Genomic DNA, 18,819 nt, shown 5'->3' with positions numbered 1-18,819 from the left:
AACGCCCTGTCACCTTCCGCCACATCCTGACGCGGCGAGCCAACCCCCAAGGTCCTGAAACCCGGAGCGCGACCGGGTGGAACGGGGGTTGCTCAGGGGATGGGGACCCATGCGCCCCGTCCCCCATCCCCTGTCGCGGTTTCTGGTGCTCACGGCCCTGCTGACCGCGCTGCCGGCGGCGGCGGGCAAGATTCAAATCACCGAGGACGCGGTCCTCAACGTGGACGTGCTGCTGCACCCGCAGATGCAGCTCGTCAAGGACGGCGCGCCCACGGGCGGCGTGGGGACGGACTTCTTCCTGCGCCGCGTGCGGCTGCTCCTCTTCGGCTCCATCACGAAGAAGCTGTCGTTCTTCATCGACACGGACCAGCCGAACTTCGGCAAGAACGGCGACTACAGCGTCGCCTTCTACATCCAGGACGCCACGGTCGCGTACGAGTTCGCGGACAAGACGTGGGTGGAGGCGGGCTTCATCCTCGCGCCGCTGTCGCACCACGCGCTGCAGGGCGCCATCGCGCTCCAGACGGTGGACTACCACTCCGACCTCATCCGCTACCCGCCAGGCGTGGGCAAGGTGTGGCGCGACATGGGCGTGCAGGTGCGCGGCTTCGCGGGCCCCTGGACGTACCGCGCCGCCATCCTCAACGGCGTGGAGGGCGCGAAGCTGGAGAATGGCCAGACGGTCAACGCGGACGACCTGCCGCGCGTCGTGGGCACCGCGCGCTACAACGTCTGGGGCCAAGAGTACGACCAGTTCCTGCGCGGCATCTACTTCACGGACCAGCCCATGCTGTCGTTCGGCGTGGGCGGTGACTACCAGTACAACGCCATCGCCACCGCCTCCGGCATCCACTCCGCGGTGGCCATGGCGGCGGACGTGTTCCTGGACATCCCCATCGGCGACAACCAGGAGTTCGTCTTCCAGAGCAACGTCTTCTCCTGGCAGCAGGGCTTCGACAACGTGCGCAGCGGCACCGGCTTCTTCGTGGAGCTGGGCTACCGCATCGGCATCGTCGAGCCCGTCTTCAGCAGCGAGTACTTCAACGGGCGCGTGCCGTCGACGGACCTGCTCACGTTCAAGCCCGGCCTCAACCTCTGGTTCCAGAAGCACACCTTCAACCTGAAGACGGAGGTGGCCGTGTCACGCGTGGGAGACATCGCCCACACGACCACGGGCATCACCGGCACCGCCCAGCTCCAGCTCTTCTACTGAGGACTCCACCCATGGCCACCGACACGGATTCGCTCTTCCAGCCCAAGGAAGCCTTCCGCCGTACCGCGCATGTGCAGAGCCTGGAGGAGTACCAGCGCCTCTACCGTCAGAGCCTGGACGCCCCGGACGCCTTCTGGGGCGAACAGGCCCGGCAGCTCACCTGGTTCCACCCGCCGGAGTCCATCCGTGAGGTGAACGAACAGGCCGCCGACTTCGCCTGGTTCGTGGGCGGCAAGCTCAACGTCACCGTCAACTGTGTGGACCGCCACGCGAAGGCGCGCCCGGACAAGGCCGCCATCCTCTGGGCCAAGAACACGCCCGGCGAGTACGAGACCATCACCTTCCGCGACCTCGCCCACCACGTGAACCGCCTGGCCAATGTGCTCAAGGCGCACGGCGTGCGGAAGGGCGACCGCGTCATCGTCTACCTGCCCATGATTCCGGAGCTGGTGTACTCGCTGCTGGCGTGCGCGCGCATCGGCGCGGTGCACTCGGTGGTGTTCGCGGGCTTCTCCGCGGACTCGCTGCGCGAGCGCGTGCTGGACTCCGGCGCGAAGGTCGTCATCACCGCCAACGAGGGCCCGCGCGGCCCCAAGAGCGTGGCCACCAAGGCCATCACCGACGAGGCCCTGGATGGGCTGCCCCAGGTGACGTCCGTGCTCGTCGCGCGCCGCACGCCCAAGGAAGTGCCCATGCGCGAGGGGCGCGACCACTGGCTGGACGTGGAGGTGCAGAAGCACCGCGGCGTCTGCCCCGCGGAGTGGATGGACGCGGAGGATCCGCTCTTCATCCTCTACACGTCCGGATCCACCGGGAAGCCCAAGGGCGTGCTGCACACGACGGGCGGATATCTCGTCTACGCGAACACGACGTTCCGCTACATCTTCGACACGCAGCCGGACGACGTGCACTTCTGCACCGCGGACGTGGGCTGGGTGACGGGCCACTCGTATCTCGTGTACGGCCCGCTCAGCACGGGCACCACCACGGTCCTCTTCGAGTCCACCCCGACGTGGCCGGACGCGAGCCGCCTCTGGCAGGTGGTGGACGACCTGAAGGCCACCATGCTCTACACCGCGCCCACCGCGCTGCGCTCGCTCATCAAGGAGGGCGACAGCTTCGTCACGAAGTCGTCCCGCAAGTCGCTGCGCCTGTTGGGCAGCGTGGGCGAGCCCATCAACCCGGAGGTCTGGCGCTGGTTCCACGACGTGGTGGGCGAGGGCCGCTGCCCCGTGGTGGACACCTGGTGGCAGACGGAGACGGGCGGCATCCTCATCGCGCCGCTGCCGGGCGCGACGCCCTGCAAGCCCGGCAGCGCCACCCTCCCCTTCTTCGGCGTGGAGCCGGTGCTGGTGGATGAAGAGGGCAAGAAGCTGGAAGGCAACGGCGTCAACGGCAACCTGTGCCTCGCGCGTTCGTGGCCGGGCCAGGCGCGCACGCTGTACGGCCACCACTCGCGCTTCGTGGAGACGTACTACGCGCGCTTCCTGCCGCTGTACTTCACCGGCGACGGCTGCCGCCGCGACGAGGACGGCTACTACTGGATCACCGGCCGCGTGGACGACGTGCTCAACGTGTCCGGCCACCGCCTGGGCACCGCGGAGGTGGAGAGCGCGCTCGTCGCCCACGAGGCCGTCGCCGAGGCCGCCGTGGTGGGCTTCCCGCACGAGTTGAAGGGCACGGGCGTGTGCGCCTTCGTCACGGTGAAGCCAGACTTCCTGCGCACGCCGGACGAGAAGATGGTGGGCAGCTTGCGCGAACAGGTGCGCCACGTGATTGGGCCCATCGCCACGCCGGACCGGGTGGTGCTGGTGTCGGGCCTGCCCAAGACGCGCTCCGGGAAGATTCTGCGCCGCATGCTCCGCAAGATCGCCGGCGGCGAGACGGAGAACCTGGGCGACGCGAGCACGCTCGCGGACCCCGCCGTGCTGGAGGAGCTGCTCACCAAGGGCCTGCCTCCGGCCTCGCGCCGCTGAAGTCCCCTCGCGGTCCCTTTCACGCTTCGCAAGGAGGAACACCGATGTACGGCAATTCCAAGGACGAGGCGTTGAAGGCGCTCGCCGCGCGGCGCTGGCGCGTGGCCGGCGCGCTGACGGTGGCGATGCTGGTGGTCTATCTGGGCTTCATCCTGCTGGTGGCCTTCAACCGGCCGCTGATGGGGCACCAGTTCATGCCGGGGCTGTCCGTCGGCATCGTGCTGGGAGCGCTCACCATCCTCTGCGCCTGGGTTCTGACGGGCGTCTACATGAGCTGGGCCAACCGCAAGTACGACAGCGCCCTCGACGAACTGCGCCGCTGAAAGGCCACCCATGAATCCCACGACCGCGGGCACGCAGATTGGCCAGCCCAACACCACGGCCATCGTCTTCTTCCTCCTCTTCGTCAGCATCACGCTGGCCATCACCTACTGGGCGGCGCGCAAGACGAAGACGACGTCGGAGTTCTTCGCCGCCGGTGGCGGCATCAGCGCCGGGCAGAACGGCTTCGCGCTGGCGGGCGACTTCATGAGCGCCGCCAGCTTCCTGGGCATCGCGGGGCTCGTGGCCACGTCCGGCTTCGACGGGCTCATCTACTCCGTGGGCTGGCTGGTGGGCTGGCCCGTGGTGACCTTCCTCATCGCGGAGCCCCTGCGCAACCTGGGCAAGTACACCTTCGCGGACGTGGTGGCCTACCGCCTGAAGCAGACCCCGGTGCGCCTGTCCGCCGCGGTGGGCACGCTCACCGTCGTCGTCTTCTATCTGATTGCCCAGATGGTGGGCGCGGGCAACCTCATCCGCCTGCTGTTCGGCCTCTCCTATGAGACGGCCGTCGTCATCGTGGGCGCGGTGATGATCCTCTACGTGCTGTTCGGCGGGATGATCGCCACCACGTGGGTGCAGATCGTGAAGGCGGTGCTGCTCCTGGGCGGCGCGACGGCGCTGGCCATCTCGGTGCTGTACAAGTTCGGCTTCAGCCCCGCGGCGCTCTTCAGCGAGGCGGTGAACCGCTACGGGCCGGAGGCGCTGGCGCCGGGCAAGCTGGTGTCCAACCCGCTGGAGACCCTCTCCCTGGGCCTGGCGCTGATGTTCGGCACTGCGGGCCTGCCGCACATCCTGATGCGCTTCTACACGGTGCCCAACGCGAAGGCGGCGCGCACCAGCGTGTTCTACGCCACGGGCCTCATCGGCTTCTTCTACCTGGTGACGTTCATCCTGGGCTTCGGCGCGTCCGTGCTGGTGGGCCGTCAGGCCATCGTGAGCGTGGACAAGGGCGGCAACATGGCGGCGCCCATGCTGGCGGAGGTGGTGGGCGGCACGGGCTTCCTGGGCTTCATCTCCGCGGTGTCCTTCGCCACCATCCTCGCGGTGGTCGCGGGCCTGACGCTGTCGGGCGCGGCGGCGCTGTCCCACGACCTGTGGTCCAGCGTGGTGCGCAAGGGACACGCGCCGGAGGCGGAGCAGCTCATGGTGGCGCGCATCGCCAGCCTCGCGCTGGGCATCCTGGCCATCATCCTGGGCGTCGTCTTCAAGAACCAGAACGTGGCCTTCATGGTGGGCCTGGCGTTCGCCATCGCGGCGAGCGCGAACTTCCCCGCGCTGCTCCTGTCCATGCTGTGGAGGGGCTTCACCACCAAGGGCGCGGTGGCCAGCATGCTCACCGGTTCCATCAGCGCGGTGCTGCTCATCTTCCTGTCGCCCACGGTGCAGGTGGAGCTGCTGGGCAACGCGTCCGCCCTCTTCCCGCTGAAGAACCCGGGCATCGTCACCATCCCGCTGTCCTTCATCGTCGGATGGGTGGTGTCGGTGCTGGCACCGGAGGCGGAGGCGTCCGCGCGGTTCGCGGAGGTGGAGCACCGCATGCACGTGGGCGCGGCGGTGACGCCCCCGGTGACGGTGCCCACGGGCGTGGCGGGCACGGTGCCTCCGGGCATCCCGGAGGCACCCCAAAAGATTTGAAGCTGCTCGGCGGTCCTTCACGGTTTCTTCCTCGGCGTGAAGGACAGGGCGGAACCCGGGAGTTTCCAAAGGGGCTCGGGTTCCGCCTTTCTTTTTCGTGACTACTTCCCGCGCGTGAGCGGGAGCACGTCCTGCACGAGTTGAACGAGCACCTTCCCGGGCTCCTCCTCGTGCACCATGTGCGCGGAGTCCTCGAACCAGACGAGCTTCTTCGACGGCGCCTGGACGGTGGCGAACCAGGAGTCCAACAGCTGCGCGGACGTGGTGCGGTCATGCCGGCCGTGGAAGAAGACGACGGGCAGCGCGAAGCGGTTCTCCTTCGTGAGGTTCAGCTGGGTGATGGGCGCCCAGAAGGCCGCGAGGCTCAGATCCAGGCCCTCGTCACGCGCCTGCATGTCCTTGCCGGTGACGTCCGGGCTGTAGCGCCAGACCTCGGCGCCGTGCCAGTCCGGCGCGCGCCAGCCGTGGGTCTCATAGTGCATGAGCCAGCGGCGCTCCTTGTGCAGGTTGGCCAGCGTGCGCGCGGGGTCCTTCGGGTCCGGGAACGGGGCGATGGACTCCAGGTCCTCGATGGCCTTCTTGTTGCCGTCCGCCTTCGCCGCGGCGAGCGTGGCCGCGTAGCCCAGGGCTTCGTTCTTCGGCATGTCCACCCCCTGTCCGATGCCCACGTACGCGTCGAACCAGTCCGGGTGCATCCGCGCGAGCTTCACGCCCAGCACCGTGCCCCAGCTGTGGCCCACGAGCACGATGCGCTTCTTGCCGTACGTCTTGCGCAGGTACGCGGCCACCTCCTCCGCGTCCGCCACCATGCGGTCCACGGTCATGGTGGGCTTCACCTTGTCCGGGGGATTGAGGGCATACGTCTTCCCCGCGCCGCGCTGATCCCAGTGCGCGACGGTGAAGTACTCCTCCCATTCGCCCTGGTAGAAGTACGCGGTGGGCAGCGCGGTGAAGCCCGGCCCTCCGTGAAGGAAGAGCAAGAGCGGGTTGTCCTTGTGGCGCCCGCGCACCGAAATCCACTGGTCGATGCCACCGATGCGCACGGCCTCCGCCTTCTCGATGCCGTCCGTGAGCACGCTGCGCCGGGCCTCCCGCATGACCTCCTGGGGCGTAGGCGCCTCGCCTGCGAACGCCGGGAGGGCCGTGAGCGACAGGCCCAGGCCGAACAGGGAGAGGGAGACGCGCTTCGAGGTGTCGTTCAGGGTCCGCATGCCCTGTGAACGGACGACCCCCTCCGCCGATTGCCTGGACGCGGGTCAGGGATGGGTGCGCAGCTGCTCCTGGAGCGACCGCAGCGGCTCCTGGTCCACACGGATGCGTCCTCGCGTGGGGAGGTCCAGGTCCAGGAGGGTGAACATCACGGCGGTCAGGATGACCACGAACAGGAACCAGGAGAGGAACCCGCGCACGCGCGCCTCCGGCCGGTATCCCAGGAGCACGCCGGAGCCGAGCATCCCGACGAGCAGCAGGACGAAGATGGAGGTCGGGATGAGGTTGTGGGCCGCCGCCAGGCGCTCCTCGGCGATGTCGAACACGTCGTTCATCGCCTGGGTGACGAGGATGAGCACGGGGGCCTCCACTCGGGGCGCTAGCGCCTCCAGCCGCGCCCAGAGCTCCGACTGGAGCGACTCCGACTCCTGGAACAGCTTCGCGAAGACGGCCGGCTCATTCGCGACTTCGTGCCCCTCCAGGCGAAGGTCGGTGTAGCGGCGCAGCCAGGCGCGCGTCTCGCCGCGCGAGGGCTCGGGAAGAAAGCCGAGGCGCAGGTAGAGCGTGCCGATGGCGTTCGCCTCCTTCACCACGAGGGCGCGGCGCAGCGAGTACCGGTCCGCGGCCATGGAGAAGGAGAAGGCCAGCAGGAGCGCCACCAGCCCGAGCACCGACGCCTGGAGCGCCGACACGTCGCCGAGCTCCGGCCTCCGGTGACTGAGCCGGTAGCCGAGCTCCAGGCATATGAAGAGCAGGCCCATCACCATCAGGGCGAGCAGCCGCACGGGGATGGCGTTGAGGATTTGCAACATGCGCCAGAGCCGCTCCGCGCCATGGACAGGGCGGACTGGAACGTCGGGACGGGAACCAGCCCTGGCAATGCAGCCGCCGGTCCAGGAGACAGGAACGCTGTTGAACGTTCCCAGCGGGATTGCGCCTAAGCTGCGCGGCCTGTGGACCGTCCCTCCGAACAGAGCCCCCCGAGCGGCTTTCGCGCCCGCCTGCACACGGTCATCTTCGAAGCGGACACCCCGGCGGGAAAGGCGTTCGACGTGGCCCTGCTGTGGGCCATCGTGTTCAGCGTTGCGGCGGTGATGCTGGAGAGCGTCTCGCAGGTGCGCGCGGAGCATGCCCACGCGCTGCACCTGGCCGAGTGGATCTTCACGGTGCTGTTCGCGCTGGAGTACGCGCTGCGGCTCATCGCGGTGCGCCAGCCGCTGCACTACGCGCGAAGCTTCTTCGGCATCGTGGACCTGATGGCGCTGTTGCCGTCGTTCCTGAGCGTGCTGTTCCCGGGCGCGCAGACGCTGCTGGTCATCCGCGTGCTGCGCCTGCTGCGAGTCTTCCGCATCCTCAAGCTGGGGCACCTGCTGGGTCAGGCGGAGGTGCTGCTCACGGCGCTGCGCGCGAGCCGCCCGAAGATCATCGTCTTCCTGGGCACGGTCTTGAGCATCGACGTCATCATGGGCGCGGTCATGTACATGGTGGAGGGCGAGGCGAACGGCTTCGACAGCATCCCCCGCTCCATGTACTGGGCCATCGTGACGATGACGACGGTGGGCTTCGGGGACATCACGCCCAAGACGGTGACGGGGCAGTTCCTCGCTTCCATCCTGATGGTGATGGGCTACGGCATCATCGCGGTGCCCACGGGCATCGTGTCGGTGGAGCTCGCCGCCGCTACGCGTCAGCCCCTGAATACACAGGCGTGTCCGGGTTGTGGCGCACAGGGTCATGACGTGGATGCGCGCTTTTGCAAACGCTGCGGCACGGCATTGGACTGGGCCCCCTCGCAGACCACCGGGTGAATCTGTCTAGGATGGCCCGGCATGGCCCGCGCCATCGACACGCCCGAGCTGGACGAGGAACTGCTGGTCCACCAGTTCCCCGACATCAACCGCAAGGCGGTGGGCGCGTTCTATACGCCCGCGCCCATCGTGGAGCGCACGCTCGCGCTCGCGCTGTCACGCCTGGGGGACGGGCCGCTCACCGTGGTGGATCCCGCCTGTGGCGCGGGGGCCTTCCTCGCCGCCGCCGCGCGGCACCGTCCGGACGCGAGGCTGTGCGGTCTGGAGCTGGATGCTGGCGTCGCCCGTCTGTGTCAGGCCCGCGTGCCGGGTGCGGACGTGCGCGTTGGGGACGCGCTCCGGGGCGGGCTGGAGCCGCTGCTCGCGGAGACGCCGGAGGGACACGCGGAGCTATGGGTCGGCAACCCGCCCTACAACGGCACGTCCGCGGTGCTGAAGGACGCGGCCTGCTACGCGCGGCTGCGAGCCCTGGTGCCGCTGGAGATGCCGCCGGGCACGAGCCTCCGGGATGACTTCGCGTTCTTCCTCCTCGTGGCCATGAAGCGGCTGACGGCTCGGCCGGGAGTGCTGGCCTTCATCACGCCCGCGAGCCTGCTGGAGTCGTTCATCTACGCGCCGCTGCGCCATGCGCTGTTGCAAGCGCTCCACCTGCGCGAGGTGGTGGACCTGGGCCCGGGAATCTTCACGGGCACGCAGGTGCGCACGTGCATCACGGTCTGGACGTCGCGCTCCAACGCGGACGCCTCCGCGCCCCACTACGAGCACAAGGGCGTGGGCCAGTGCTTCACGCCCGAGGCTCCCGAGTGGCGGCTCTCCCCCATCGCACAGGAGGCCGCCGCGCTGGACGCGGACTGGCGCGCGCGAGGCGAGCTGCTCACCACGCTCATCCCGGTGAGCCTGCCCGGAGTGAAGACGCGCTTCGACGAACTGCTGGTGGACGCGGACCGGGAGCGGCTGCTCGCGCGCCTCCGGGCCTTCTGCGCCGCGACGCAGGACACGCTGGAGGACTTCGCGCGGGAGCACGGCCTGGAGCCCGCGCTGTTGCCCAAGCTGCGCGCGCTGAAGCAGGGACCCGAGCTGGAGGTGGACGCAAGCCACGTGCGCCCGTTCTTCCGCTACGGCGGCGCGAGGCACCGGGGCGCGCTGCCTCCGGAAGCGAAGGCGTTCTGCTACCTGGACCGGCGGCTGATTCCGCGTGGGGACCACCGGCTGCGCGGTCCGTATGATCCGCACGAGGAAGCGGTGAAGCTCCTGTTCAACGTGCGCGAGTTGCCTCTGTCCGCGGCGCTGCTGGAGGAGCCCGGCTGCGTGCACGACCACCGCCACGCGCGGTTCGCGCCGCTGTACGTACCTCAGCGGATCCGGGACGAAGGCCTGGGCATCACCCGGGGCGCCAGGTCCCGCGAGTCCCTGGGCCCGCTGGTGCCGAACCTGTCGCCCCGGGGCAGCGCCTGGGCGGAAGGCCTGGGTGGCCCGGAGGCGGCGTTCCGCGCGGTGATGCGCTTCCTGAACGGGGCGCAGGTGCAGCGCGTGTGGGCGCCCGCGTTCGGTGCGTCCCGAGTGGTGCCGGTGCCATTGGACGGCCCGCTGCCGGAGTGATGACTCCCCATCACCTGATGAATGCGGGGGTGGACATTCCCCTGCGAAGGACGCGGCGGGTGGGTAGTGTCCAGCGCCGCTGGGTAACCCAATCCCTGGAGTCTTCGAAACATGATGATCCGTTCCCTGCTGGTTGCCGCCGCCCTCCTCTCCACGCCCGCCCTGGCCCAGGACGCCGGGACGCCGGCCCCCGCGGACGCGGGCGCGAAGCCTGCCCTCAAGAAGGGCGAGACGGTGAAGGCGACGCTGAAGGACGCCCAGGGCAAGGACGTGGGCGAAGTGACGATGGAGCAGGCGCCCAAGGGCGTGCTGGTGCGGGGCACGCTGATGAACCTGCCCGCGGGCGAGCACGCCTTCCACATCCACGAGACCGGCAAGTGCGAGGCGCCGGAGTTCAAGACGGCGGGCGGCCACTTCAACCCGACGAAGAAGCAGCACGGCGCGCTGTCGCCCAAGGGCCAGCACGCCGGTGACCTGCCCAACCTCTACGTCGCCCAGGACGGCAAGGTGCAGTTCGACGTGTTCCTCGCCGACCTGAAGGTGAAGTCGCTGCTCGACAAGGACGGCTCCGCCGTCATGGTCCACGCCAAGCTGGACGACTACCACACCGACCCGACCGGCGACGCCGGCGGCCGCATCGCCTGCGGCGTGGTGGAGAAGGCGGAGTAGTCACCGCATCACGGCCGAGGCCTGTTCATCAGGCCTCGGTCCGCGCCACCTCGCCATGGGCCATGGCTCGAGGCAGCCCTGTCCGGGCCAGTGCAGGCGCGCTGTCTTCGGCGGAGGTCAGCTCAGCGAGCCTCCACGACACCATCATGACGAACGTCAGAGGCTGGATGTCCTGGGGCCCGGTTCCGACGCGCTCGTAGTAGGGCGCCAGGATGTTCGTGGCATCGAGCACCCACGTGGGCATGCCCCGCCCCTTCACCAGGGCTGGCTCCCAGCCATAGAGCTTGTCCAGCGTGATCAGCAGGAAGAACTCGCTTCGGCCCATTCGCGAGTCGTGCCCGGCTGCGCCCTGACATCCGCCTGGACCTTCACCTGCCCGGACCGGTCACGGACCGTGAAGTCGAAGCCCGACATGGCTACACGTACCCGAACCGCCGCCGCGCGAACCACTCCGCGCCCAGGAGCGCGATGAGGGCCACCAGGTAGTACCAGCGGTCCCACAGCGGCTGGTCCTTCGCGCGCCCCACCTCCACCACCGGCGGATCCAACAGCGGCACGTCCGGCATCCCGTCCTGCGGCAGCTTGTACGCCTTGCCCTCCGTGACGCTGGCGATCTGCTCCATCAGCGTCGGCCGCACCGACGCGTCCGACAGCTCCGGACCCACCGCGCGCACCGCCACCGCGTCCTCGCCCTTGCCCAGGTCCGTCTCGCCCTTCTTCGCGGACGCGAGCAGCTTGTACGGCCCCGGCGCCGGCGGCGCGAACTCCAGCCGCACCACACCGTCCGCGCCCGTCGTGCCCGTCTGCACCGCCACCGGCTTCTGCGTCGCCACGGAGAACAGCTCCGCCCGCACCTGCGCGCCGTCCGCCGGCTGGTAGTCCGCCATCCGCGCCTGCACCACCACGCCCACCGGCCGCCCCGGCTCCACCGACGGCGGATCCGCCGTCACCTTCAGCGTCGTCAGGTCCGGATCCCTCACCAACCACCGCAGCGCATTGCCCCAGAAGCGGTCATACGCCCGGTTCGGTGAGCCATCCCGGTGCGCCGTGAACGCCCACGACCACGTGGCGTCCGTCGCCACCACCATCGCCCGGCCCCGCCCGTAGTCCCACACCGACACGAGCGGCGCGTTCTTCCCGTCCACCGTCATGAACGGGTGGTCCATCAGCACCGTCGCGCCCGGCCGCGCCCGCGTCAGGTTCGCGCCCGGAATGGGCAACAGCTCGCCCCACGTGGCCTCCGTGCTCGCCGCGCCCGTGCCAATGGACGTCACCGGATGCCGCAGGCCCTCCGGCGTGAGGCGCGGCTTGAACGGCTCCGCGTTCGCGGGCCCCGCGGCCTCCACCGGCAGCGCCTCCATCAGCGTGGGCATCGACGCGCGGCCTTCGCCCAGCACGCTGTCGCCGCCAATCATCACGAACGCGCCGCCCTCGTGGATGTAGCGCTCCAGGTTGCGCTCGTACTCCGCGATGGACAGCGAAGGGTCCGAGTAACCGAAGTTCTGGAAGATGACGACGTCGAACGTGTGCAGCTTCGTGTCGAAGATCTCCTCCATGGGGAACGGGATGAGCGACAGCTCCCGCTCGTTCGACACGCCCGTGTCGTCCGACAGCGTGCGCAGGATGTAGAACGACACCAGGTCCACGTTCGCGTCCTGCTTGAGCAGCCCGCGCAGGAACCGCTCGTCCCACGACGGCCGCCCCACCACCAGCAGCACGCGCACGCGGTCGCGAATCACCTTCAGCGTGAACGAGCGGCTGTTGTTGTCGCTCACCGCTTCATCCGGGAACGTGGGCACCGTCACCGTGTAGACGAACCGCCCTGTCTGGTCCGGCGTGAAGGTGAAGGACACCGGCTTCACGTCGTCGCCGGTGGTCATCTTCACCAGCTTGCTCGCCACCGTCTTGCCCTCCTGGCTCAAGACGACGGGGATGTCCTGCCCGGAGAACCCGCGGCCGTGGATCTCCACCTCCACCGTCAGCGAGTTGCGCACGAAGGCGAAGTCATCCACCTTCAGCCCCTCCACCGACAAATCCTTCAGCGCCTCCTGGCCCACCAGGAACGTGGACACCGGCACGCCCAGGTCCGTGAGCGCCGCACGCGCCCGGCCCACCGCCCCGGCCTTCAATTCCGTGTTGTCCGCGCCGTCGCTGAACAGCAGCACACCGGACAGCTTGCGCGACCCCTGCCCTCCGGACGCCGCGGACCGCAGCGCCGCGAGCAGGTCCGTCGTGCCCGCCCGCGCGGGCTCCTGGGCCAGCTGCGCGGCCGTCACCGGCGCCAGCTCCGGGTCCACCCCGTACACCTCCACCGTGAAGCGGTCCTGCCAGGACGCGAACGTGGGCGCCGCCTTCTCCAGGAACGCCGCCACCTGCGCGCTGCGCGTGGGCCCGCCCGGCTCCGACGGGAAGTTCATGGACGCCGAGCGGTCCACCAGCACCGCCACCCGGTTCTTCATCCGCGCCACCTGCAGGTGACGGATGCCGGGCTCCAGGAGGAAGAAGAACGCCGCCACGCCCGCGCCCAGGCGCAGGCCCCACAACAGCAGCTTGCGGCCCCGGGACGGCTCGCGGCGCACGCCCCACGCCGCCAGCGCGATGCCCAGCACCAACCCCACGCCCAGCAGCACCAGCGCCCAGACGGGCAGGGGCGACAGGCTGACGAGCTTCCACGCGTTGAAGGACGGGGAGTTCATTCGAGGGTTCGCGCGAGGAAACGCTCTTTCAGCGCCGCTTGTTGAGGATGAGGGGCAGGTGCACCGCGTCGTCCTTGTAGTCCAGACAGAGCGCGTACATGCACAGGTTGATGCCCAGGCGGATGGCCAGCTCGCGCTGCGGCTCGCCACCGGGGGACACGTCGAACTCGTAGTCGCCGGACTCGCTGCGGCTCCACGCGCCCGCCACGTCGTTCTGCGAGTAGATGATCGCCGCGCGCTTGCCCACGCTCGCCACCAGCGGCAGCGGCTTGTGCAGCAGGCGCCCCGGCGCTGCGTCCAGCAGGAAGAAGGACTTGAAGACGACGTGCGTGCTCGGCGCCTCCTTCAGCGGGCTCTGCGGCAGCACGCGCGCCATCTCCCGGCGGAAGCTGGCGTCGAAGCCGTCCCCGTCGCTGCCGTCGTTGGCGTCCCCGAACACGAAGCCGCCGTACGTCAGGTAGCGGCGCAGGTTGGACACCTCCGCGTCGGTGAGCGGCGGGAAGGCCCCGTCCCCTCCGAAGTAGAGGAACGGGTACTCGAAGAGGTCCGGGCTGCTCAGCGCGAACGGGCGCGCGTCCGGCACCACCTCCACGGACGTGCGCCGCTGCAGCTCCCACGCAAGGCGGCGCAGCCCCGACAACCGGCCGTCCCAGCGGCCCCCGTGCCGGGCCACGGCGGGGATGAAGCGGCTCTTCTCACCGAAGGCGGCCGCACGCCGGGACAGCAGCGGGACGAGCGCGGACGTGGCGAGCAGGAGGTTTCGACGGGAGAGGGGCCGCACAGGCATGGGGACCTGCTTATACCGTCGGCGGGTGCCTGCATTCCCTGGTATAGACGCGCCCCATGGCGAAAGGCGGACAGACGCCCCCGGAGCCCGGAGGCGGCCCCCAGGCTCCCGGCACCCTCCCAGGCTCTGAAGACGTGCGCGCCGCCTGGGCCCGCAAGGACGCGGGTGACGTGGCCGGCGCCCGGCGGGACGCACAGCGCATCCTCGCGGGCAGCCCTTCTCCGGAAGACCGCGAACGCGCGGAAGACCTGCTGCGCGCCACGGAGACGCCCCGCGCCCTCTACGGTTACGCGCTCCTGGGCGCCGTCATCCTGGCGGTGCTGCTGGGGCTCGCCTTGACCCGCTATTCCTGACGGCCACAGTCGCTAGGATGTCTCGCCATGGAAGGTTTCCTCCAGGCGCTCAAGTCGTACCAGACCTTCAACCCCTCCGGCTGGGTGGGCATCTACCGGCTCCTGCCCATGTGGGTGGGCGTCGTGGTCGCGCTCGTGGGGCTGGTGTTGCTGCTCGCGGGCGGCGGCAAGCTGTTCCGCGCCGTGGCGGGCCCGGTGGGCGCGGTGCTGGGACTGGTGTGGACGGGCGCCGTCACCCAGCGGCTGAACCTGGTCGACCTGGATCCGCGCATGCCCACCCTGGTGGCCGCGGCGCTGATGGCGCTGGGATTCCTCTTCCCGCCCGCCGTCACCTTCGTGGGCGTGGGCGTGCCGCTGGGGCTCCTGGCGGGCCAGATTGCCGGCCCCAGCGACTTCCTGCTCGGCTTCGGGCCGGGCTTCATCATTGGCGGTCTGGTGGGCGCCTTCCTCCACCGGCAGGTGAGCGGCATCGTCGCATCGGTGGTGGGCGCGTGGCTTTTGGTGATTGGCGCGCTCGCGGCGCTGCACCAGTTCGGCGGCGTGGTGGAGGCGGTGGCCAGCCGCCCCTGGGGCGTCATCATCGCCGCGCTCCTCTTCGCCCTGGCGGGCAGCGTCTACCAGCTCGCCGTGCGCCCCTCGCCCGAGGAGTCGGATCAACAGAAGGCGGAGAGGCAGAAGCAGAAGCAGCGCCTGGCGGAGCAGCAGGCGCTCGAGAAGCGCTGGGGGGTCAAGTAGCCCCTGTCCCGGCAATCCTTTACGCCGGAGGGGCCGGGGCGTAGATTCCGCCGGCTTTCCCCCTCCCCTTCCTCGAGCATCGATGGGCCAGGCCAGCCGCAAGGACAAGGACACGCAGAAGCAGGAAGGGTCGCCCCCGGCGGCCTCCGTCCCGTCTTCCCCGGACGCCGCCCAGCCCGCCGTGCCCCATGAGGGGTGGCGCAAGCCCGCCGGCATGAGCCGCAAGGGGTGGGCCATCCTCGCTAGCGCTGTCGCCTTCATCCAGCTCCCGCTCATCCACTACGCGCTCATCCGGGGCCAGGCGGACGTCACCGCGACGGTGCCCTACCAGCAGTCGTTCAACGACCCCGCTGTCGTCGCGCGCGACTTCTTCTCCACCGGCGCCTACTGGCGCGTGACGAACGGGGAGCTGCTGGGCCCCGCGCCCAAGAACAACCCGCTGTGGCTCCAGGCCGCGCTGCCGGACGACGTGGCGGTGGAGTTCGACGTGCGCCCGGAGTACCCCGACGGCGACATCCGCGTGGAGCTGTTCGGCAACGGCCGCGACCCGGCCTCCGGCTACGTGCTGGTGCAGGGCGGGTGGAACAACAGCCTGTCCGTCATCGCCCGGAAGGACATCAACGCCCCCGCGCTGGACGCGCTCCAGCGCAAGGCCGCGCGCGTCGCGGAGAAGGGCGGCGGCCAGGGCGCGGACCTCGTCGCCACCGGCGTCTTCAAGAAGGACACCCGGGTGCGCGTGGAGTCCCGCGTGGGCGCCCCCATCCAGTCCGGCCGCACATACCACTGGCGCATCGAGCGGCGCGGCAACGTGCTCAAGTGGGCCATTGACGGCCAGCTCGTGGGCGAGCTGGACGACCCGTTCCCGCTGAAGGGCAAGGGGCAGGACCGGCTGGGCCTGTCCGGCTGGGAGTCGCAGCTGTTCTTCGACAACCTGCGCATCGGCACGCCGGACTCCATGCCCGCCACCATGGTGGCGAAGCAGGAGCCCACCCTGCCCCCGGGCCCCTCCGAGGACGACTTCAACCGCGACACCCTGGGCGACGCGTGGAACGTCACCAACCCCTCCGCCACGAAGATCGAGGACGGGGCGCTCGTGGTGCAGGCCCTGGGCAACCGCCCGGTGTGGCTGAAGAAGCCCCTCCCGGAGAACGCCGTCATCGAGTTCGACGCCTGGGGTGACAGCCCGGAAGGCGACATGAAGGTCGAGGCGTGGGGCGACGGCCGCTCCTTCTACGCGGGCGACCCGCGCCTGCAGTACACCGCCACCGGCTACGTCTTCATCTTCGGCGGCTGGCGCAACACCCAGTCCATCATCGCGCGCCAGCACGAGCACACCAACGACCGCGCCGTGCGCGACGGCGCCGCGGTGGTGCCCGGCCAGCGCTACCACTTCAAAATCACCCGGCGGGACGGACTCCTGTCGTGGGAAGTGGACGGCAAGCCCTTCCTGACCCTCCAGGACGCGTCCCCGCTCTACGGCCCCCGCAACCAGTACTTCGGGTTCTCCGGCTGGCAGACGCGCGTCCACTTCGACAACCTCAAGATCCAGCCGCTGTAGCCTTCCCCCGGGCGGCGGAGGAAACACCCGTGCGCAGAGTCGGAATCTTCGGCTGGGGCGTGGTCGCCCCGCGTTCCCCCAACATCGAGGCCTTCGCGAAGAACCTCGAGTCGTCCGAGACCTGGCTGACCCCCTTCAACGGCTTCGGTCCGGACAACTTCCTCGTCGGCACGCCCACGTTCAACCTGGCGGACTACAAGCCGTGGATCGACGCGCGCTTCCCCGCCAACCGCTTCTCCCAGTTGGAGCGGAAGATGGGGCAGCCCACGCAGTACGCCATCGGCGCCTTCATCCAGTCGCTGTCGCAGAACCCTGGCATCGAGAAGGAGCTCCAGGAGCTGGGCACGAAGGCCCACGTCTACGTGGGCACCGGCCTGGGCGACCTGCCCACCATCCAGAACATCTCCCTGGACCTCTACCGCGCCCAGCGCCGGTGGGACCGCTTCTGGGCCAGCCCCGAGCGCAACGGCGCCGTTCGCCAGTGGCGTGAGACGCGCGAGCCGCTGCCCGGCCTGCCTCCGGAGCCCTCCACCATCGAAGAGGTGGAGCGCGACAAGGCGGAGGACGACTGGTGGCACTTCTGGGCCGGCCGCTCGCCGGAGCTGCGCGAGTACCTGGAGGAGCTGCGCGAGATTGAAGCCATTGGCGTGCCCGACGAGGGCGACGTGGAGTCCGCCAAGCTGGCCGTCATCAAGGAGAAGCGCACGCGCAACGGGCGCCTGCAGAAGAAGTGGAGCGCGCCCGAGCCGCCGTGGAACGCCGTGTCCTCCAACGTGCTGTGGAACATCCACAACACGCCCGCGTCCCAGGTGTCCATGCTGGGGCAGATCACCGGCATGACGTTCGCGCCGGTGGCCGCGTGCTCGTCCTTCGGCTACGGCCTGAAGCTGGCCATGAACTCCATCCGCCTGGGTGAAGCCAAGGCCGTGGTGCTGGGCATGACGGACGCGGCGCCCAACCCGCTGGTGGTGGGCGGCTTCTACAACGCGCGCGTCATCTCCGCGGACGCCGCCGTGTCCAAGCCCCTCACCGCGCTGCGCGGCACGCACATCGCCGGAGGCGCGGTGGTGTGGGTGGTGGGCGACTACGAGCACTTCACCCAGAAGGGCTTCAAGGCGCTGGGCCTGGAGCCCGTCGCCGTGGGCGTCACCGCGGACGCCGACCACATCATCACCCCGTCCAAGGAAGGCCCCACGCTGGCCATCCGCGAGGCGCTGGGCGCCGCCGGCTGTCAGCCGCAGGACGTGGGCAGCTGGGACCTGCACGCCACCGCCACCCCGGGCGACTTCCTGGAGGTGCAGACCCTGCGCGACGTGCTGCCGGAGTCCGTGCTGATTACCGCGCGCAAGGGCACCTTCGGCCACGGCATGTCCGCGGGCGGCGGCTGGGAGCTCACCGCGCAGTACCTGGGCGCGGAGGCCGGCAAGGTGTACCCCACGCCGCTGGCCGCCCCGGAGCTCAACAAGCAGATCGCCAAGGTGCACGGCCGCTTCGTCTTCAATCAGGGAGAGGCGGCGCCCGAGGGGTGCTCGGGCAAGCTCTCCATGGGAGTGGGCGGCATCAACGCCTGCGTCATCTCCCGGCCCTGGAAGTAGGCCGGGGGGGCGTAGCGGTTCCGCGAAGGGCCTACGGGTACTTCGCGGACGCTTCGGCCTCCAGGGCCGTGGCTCCCTTCGGGTTGAGCTTGCGGAAGAACTCCAGCTCCAGGTCCAGGTCGCGGTAGCTGGCCTTCTGCTCCGGGGCAAGGCCGCTGGTGCTTCGGCCCACGCCGTTGGGGTCCGCCAGGCCGCCGGTGGCCGGGTTGCCGGTGCCCTTGTCGGTGGCATAGCTGACGCCCACGGACTGCTGCACGCGGTCGGAGCGCAGCGCGCGCAGCACGGCCCGGCCATCCGCCAGGGTGACCCCTTCGATGAGGTAGCGCGTGGAGGACGTGGGCCCCAACGTGCCGCCGCCGGAGTCCAGCCACTCCGTCTCCAGCACGAACTGGTTGGGCAGTTCGCGCCACGAATAGCCGCGCTCGTCCATGATGGCCTTCACCTCCGGCCACAGCTGCGCGAGCGGCTGCTCGTAGGCGACGGTGGCCGCGCGGTCGCGGACGTAGTTGTCGCGCTGGTGGCTGGCACAACCGGTGACGATGACGACGGACGCAGTCAGGACCGCGCGAAGCAGGTGGCGCATGGGGACGACCTCCCGGACGGGAAGCAGTGGGGTGAAGGCCGCCATCCTAGCGCGGCCCCTCCGCGCCCCGTGCCCCCAC

17 protein-coding genes are annotated in these 18,819 nt (G+C 69.8%); 11 read left to right on the top strand and 6 right to left on the bottom strand.

Annotated features, from left to right (window positions below):
- Positions 1 to 109: 109 nt before the first annotated feature.
- Genes D7Y11_RS22340 through D7Y11_RS22325 form a run of 4 tightly spaced genes read left to right on the top strand, consistent with a single transcriptional unit; the run spans position 110 to position 5,148 of the window.
- Positions 110 to 1,213, top strand: coding sequence for a porin (locus D7Y11_RS22340; RefSeq protein ID WP_120577523.1), 1,104 nt, complete (start codon positions 110 to 112; stop codon positions 1,211 to 1,213).
- Between the two features lie 11 nt (positions 1,214 to 1,224).
- The gene (acs, locus tag D7Y11_RS22335; protein WP_126934717.1) at positions 1,225 to 3,189 is read left to right on the top strand and encodes an acetate--CoA ligase; all 1,965 of its coding nucleotides are present in this window, start codon (positions 1,225 to 1,227) and stop codon (positions 3,187 to 3,189) included.
- Between the two features lie 44 nt (positions 3,190 to 3,233).
- Positions 3,234 to 3,512 carry a DUF485 domain-containing protein gene (locus D7Y11_RS22330; RefSeq protein WP_120577525.1) on the top strand — a complete coding sequence of 93 codons (279 nt, stop codon included), beginning with the start codon at positions 3,234 to 3,236 and terminating at the stop codon, positions 3,510 to 3,512.
- 10 nt (positions 3,513 to 3,522) lie between these two features.
- Positions 3,523 to 5,148 carry a sodium/solute symporter gene (locus tag D7Y11_RS22325; protein ID WP_120577526.1) on the top strand — a complete coding sequence of 542 codons (1,626 nt, stop codon included), beginning with the start codon at positions 3,523 to 3,525 and terminating at the stop codon, positions 5,146 to 5,148.
- Between the two features lie 101 nt (positions 5,149 to 5,249).
- Here D7Y11_RS22325 and D7Y11_RS22320 read toward each other — a convergent pair whose 3' ends face one another.
- Together D7Y11_RS22320 and D7Y11_RS22315 are read right to left on the bottom strand one after the other, a co-directional pair.
- Positions 5,250 to 6,359 carry an alpha/beta fold hydrolase gene (locus D7Y11_RS22320; RefSeq protein ID WP_120577527.1) on the bottom strand — a complete coding sequence of 370 codons (1,110 nt, stop codon included), beginning with the start codon at positions 6,357 to 6,359 and terminating at the stop codon, positions 5,250 to 5,252.
- A 45-nt stretch (positions 6,360 to 6,404) separates the two neighbouring features.
- Complete coding sequence (locus tag D7Y11_RS22315) at positions 6,405 to 7,169, bottom strand: hypothetical protein (protein ID WP_126934716.1); 765 nt, start codon at positions 7,167 to 7,169, stop codon at positions 6,405 to 6,407.
- 141 nt (positions 7,170 to 7,310) lie between these two features.
- On the opposite strand from D7Y11_RS22315, the gene D7Y11_RS22310 reads away from it, so the two are divergent.
- From D7Y11_RS22310 to D7Y11_RS22300, 3 genes are all read left to right on the top strand, one after another.
- The gene (locus tag D7Y11_RS22310; protein ID WP_126934715.1) at positions 7,311 to 8,165 is read left to right on the top strand and encodes an ion transporter; all 855 of its coding nucleotides are present in this window, start codon (positions 7,311 to 7,313) and stop codon (positions 8,163 to 8,165) included.
- Between the two features lie 21 nt (positions 8,166 to 8,186).
- On the top strand, positions 8,187 to 9,764 hold the full coding sequence (locus D7Y11_RS22305) for an N-6 DNA methylase (RefSeq protein ID WP_126934714.1): 1,578 nt from the start codon (positions 8,187 to 8,189) through the stop codon (positions 9,762 to 9,764).
- Between the two features lie 111 nt (positions 9,765 to 9,875).
- A complete protein-coding gene (locus D7Y11_RS22300) occupies positions 9,876 to 10,433 on the top strand; it encodes a superoxide dismutase family protein (protein WP_126934713.1) in 558 nt (185 codons plus the stop codon).
- A 28-nt stretch (positions 10,434 to 10,461) separates the two neighbouring features.
- Here D7Y11_RS22300 and D7Y11_RS22295 read toward each other — a convergent pair whose 3' ends face one another.
- The 3 genes from D7Y11_RS22295 to D7Y11_RS22285 form a co-directional block, all read right to left on the bottom strand.
- Positions 10,462 to 10,758, bottom strand: a complete 297-nt coding sequence (locus D7Y11_RS22295; protein ID WP_120577532.1) for a hypothetical protein — start codon at positions 10,756 to 10,758, stop codon at positions 10,462 to 10,464.
- Positions 10,759 to 10,849: 91 nt separating this feature from the next.
- On the bottom strand, positions 10,850 to 13,129 hold the full coding sequence (locus D7Y11_RS22290; protein WP_120577533.1) for a glutamine amidotransferase: 2,280 nt from the start codon (positions 13,127 to 13,129) through the stop codon (positions 10,850 to 10,852).
- A gap of 28 nt (positions 13,130 to 13,157) precedes the next feature.
- Entirely contained in the window at positions 13,158 to 13,916 is a 759-nt protein-coding gene (locus D7Y11_RS22285; protein WP_126934712.1) for a DUF4159 domain-containing protein, read from the bottom strand.
- A 56-nt stretch (positions 13,917 to 13,972) separates the two neighbouring features.
- Here D7Y11_RS22285 and D7Y11_RS22280 point away from each other — a divergent pair, with 56 nt between their 5' ends.
- The 4 genes from D7Y11_RS22280 to D7Y11_RS22265 all read left to right on the top strand — a co-directional run bounded on the left by D7Y11_RS22280 (position 13,973) and on the right by D7Y11_RS22265 (position 18,157).
- A complete protein-coding gene (locus tag D7Y11_RS22280; protein WP_120596237.1) occupies positions 13,973 to 14,269 on the top strand; it encodes a molecular chaperone DnaJ in 297 nt (98 codons plus the stop codon).
- 27 nt (positions 14,270 to 14,296) lie between these two features.
- Positions 14,297 to 15,004 (top strand): hypothetical protein, encoded by a 708-nt coding sequence (locus D7Y11_RS22275; protein WP_120577536.1) that lies wholly within the window; start codon positions 14,297 to 14,299, stop codon positions 15,002 to 15,004.
- Between the two features lie 82 nt (positions 15,005 to 15,086).
- A complete protein-coding gene (locus tag D7Y11_RS22270; RefSeq protein WP_126934711.1) occupies positions 15,087 to 16,562 on the top strand; it encodes a hypothetical protein in 1,476 nt (491 codons plus the stop codon).
- A gap of 29 nt (positions 16,563 to 16,591) precedes the next feature.
- A complete protein-coding gene (locus D7Y11_RS22265; protein WP_121754644.1) occupies positions 16,592 to 18,157 on the top strand; it encodes a beta-ketoacyl synthase N-terminal-like domain-containing protein in 1,566 nt (521 codons plus the stop codon).
- Between the two features lie 31 nt (positions 18,158 to 18,188).
- Here D7Y11_RS22265 and D7Y11_RS22260 read toward each other — a convergent pair whose 3' ends face one another.
- Positions 18,189 to 18,740: a hypothetical protein gene (locus D7Y11_RS22260; protein WP_126934710.1), complete on the bottom strand. Its 552-nt coding sequence runs from the start codon at positions 18,738 to 18,740 to the stop codon at positions 18,189 to 18,191.
- Between the last annotated feature and the right edge of the window lie 79 nt (positions 18,741 to 18,819).

The sequence above is a fragment of the Corallococcus sp. AB018 genome, from assembly GCF_003986945.1.
GTDB classification, from domain to species: domain Bacteria; phylum Myxococcota; class Myxococcia; order Myxococcales; family Myxococcaceae; genus Corallococcus; species Corallococcus exiguus.
This window is presented reverse-complemented; position numbering and strand designations above follow the sequence as displayed.

What these genes read in the sequence shown, in the direction of transcription:
- D7Y11_RS22295 (WP_120577532.1), bottom strand. Translation starts at nt 10,758, where the DNA reads ATGGGCCGAAGCGAGTTCTTCCTGCTGATCACGCTGGACAAGCTCTAT.
- D7Y11_RS22315 (WP_126934716.1), bottom strand. Translation starts at nt 7,169, where the DNA reads ATGTTGCAAATCCTCAACGCCATCCCCGTGCGGCTGCTCGCCCTGATG.
- acs (WP_126934717.1), top strand. Translation starts at nt 1,225, where the DNA reads ATGGCCACCGACACGGATTCGCTCTTCCAGCCCAAGGAAGCCTTCCGC.
- D7Y11_RS22280 (WP_120596237.1), top strand. Translation starts at nt 13,973, where the DNA reads ATGGCGAAAGGCGGACAGACGCCCCCGGAGCCCGGAGGCGGCCCCCAG.
- D7Y11_RS22285 (WP_126934712.1), bottom strand. Translation starts at nt 13,916, where the DNA reads ATGCCTGTGCGGCCCCTCTCCCGTCGAAACCTCCTGCTCGCCACGTCC.
- D7Y11_RS22330 (WP_120577525.1), top strand. Translation starts at nt 3,234, where the DNA reads ATGTACGGCAATTCCAAGGACGAGGCGTTGAAGGCGCTCGCCGCGCGG.
- D7Y11_RS22305 (WP_126934714.1), top strand. Translation starts at nt 8,187, where the DNA reads ATGGCCCGCGCCATCGACACGCCCGAGCTGGACGAGGAACTGCTGGTC.
- D7Y11_RS22300 (WP_126934713.1), top strand. Translation starts at nt 9,876, where the DNA reads ATGATGATCCGTTCCCTGCTGGTTGCCGCCGCCCTCCTCTCCACGCCC.
- D7Y11_RS22325 (WP_120577526.1), top strand. Translation starts at nt 3,523, where the DNA reads ATGAATCCCACGACCGCGGGCACGCAGATTGGCCAGCCCAACACCACG.
- D7Y11_RS22260 (WP_126934710.1), bottom strand. Translation starts at nt 18,740, where the DNA reads ATGCGCCACCTGCTTCGCGCGGTCCTGACTGCGTCCGTCGTCATCGTC.
- D7Y11_RS22320 (WP_120577527.1), bottom strand. Translation starts at nt 6,359, where the DNA reads ATGCGGACCCTGAACGACACCTCGAAGCGCGTCTCCCTCTCCCTGTTC.
- D7Y11_RS22340 (WP_120577523.1), top strand. Translation starts at nt 110, where the DNA reads ATGCGCCCCGTCCCCCATCCCCTGTCGCGGTTTCTGGTGCTCACGGCC.
- D7Y11_RS22270 (WP_126934711.1), top strand. Translation starts at nt 15,087, where the DNA reads ATGGGCCAGGCCAGCCGCAAGGACAAGGACACGCAGAAGCAGGAAGGG.
- D7Y11_RS22275 (WP_120577536.1), top strand. Translation starts at nt 14,297, where the DNA reads ATGGAAGGTTTCCTCCAGGCGCTCAAGTCGTACCAGACCTTCAACCCC.
- D7Y11_RS22290 (WP_120577533.1), bottom strand. Translation starts at nt 13,129, where the DNA reads ATGAACTCCCCGTCCTTCAACGCGTGGAAGCTCGTCAGCCTGTCGCCC.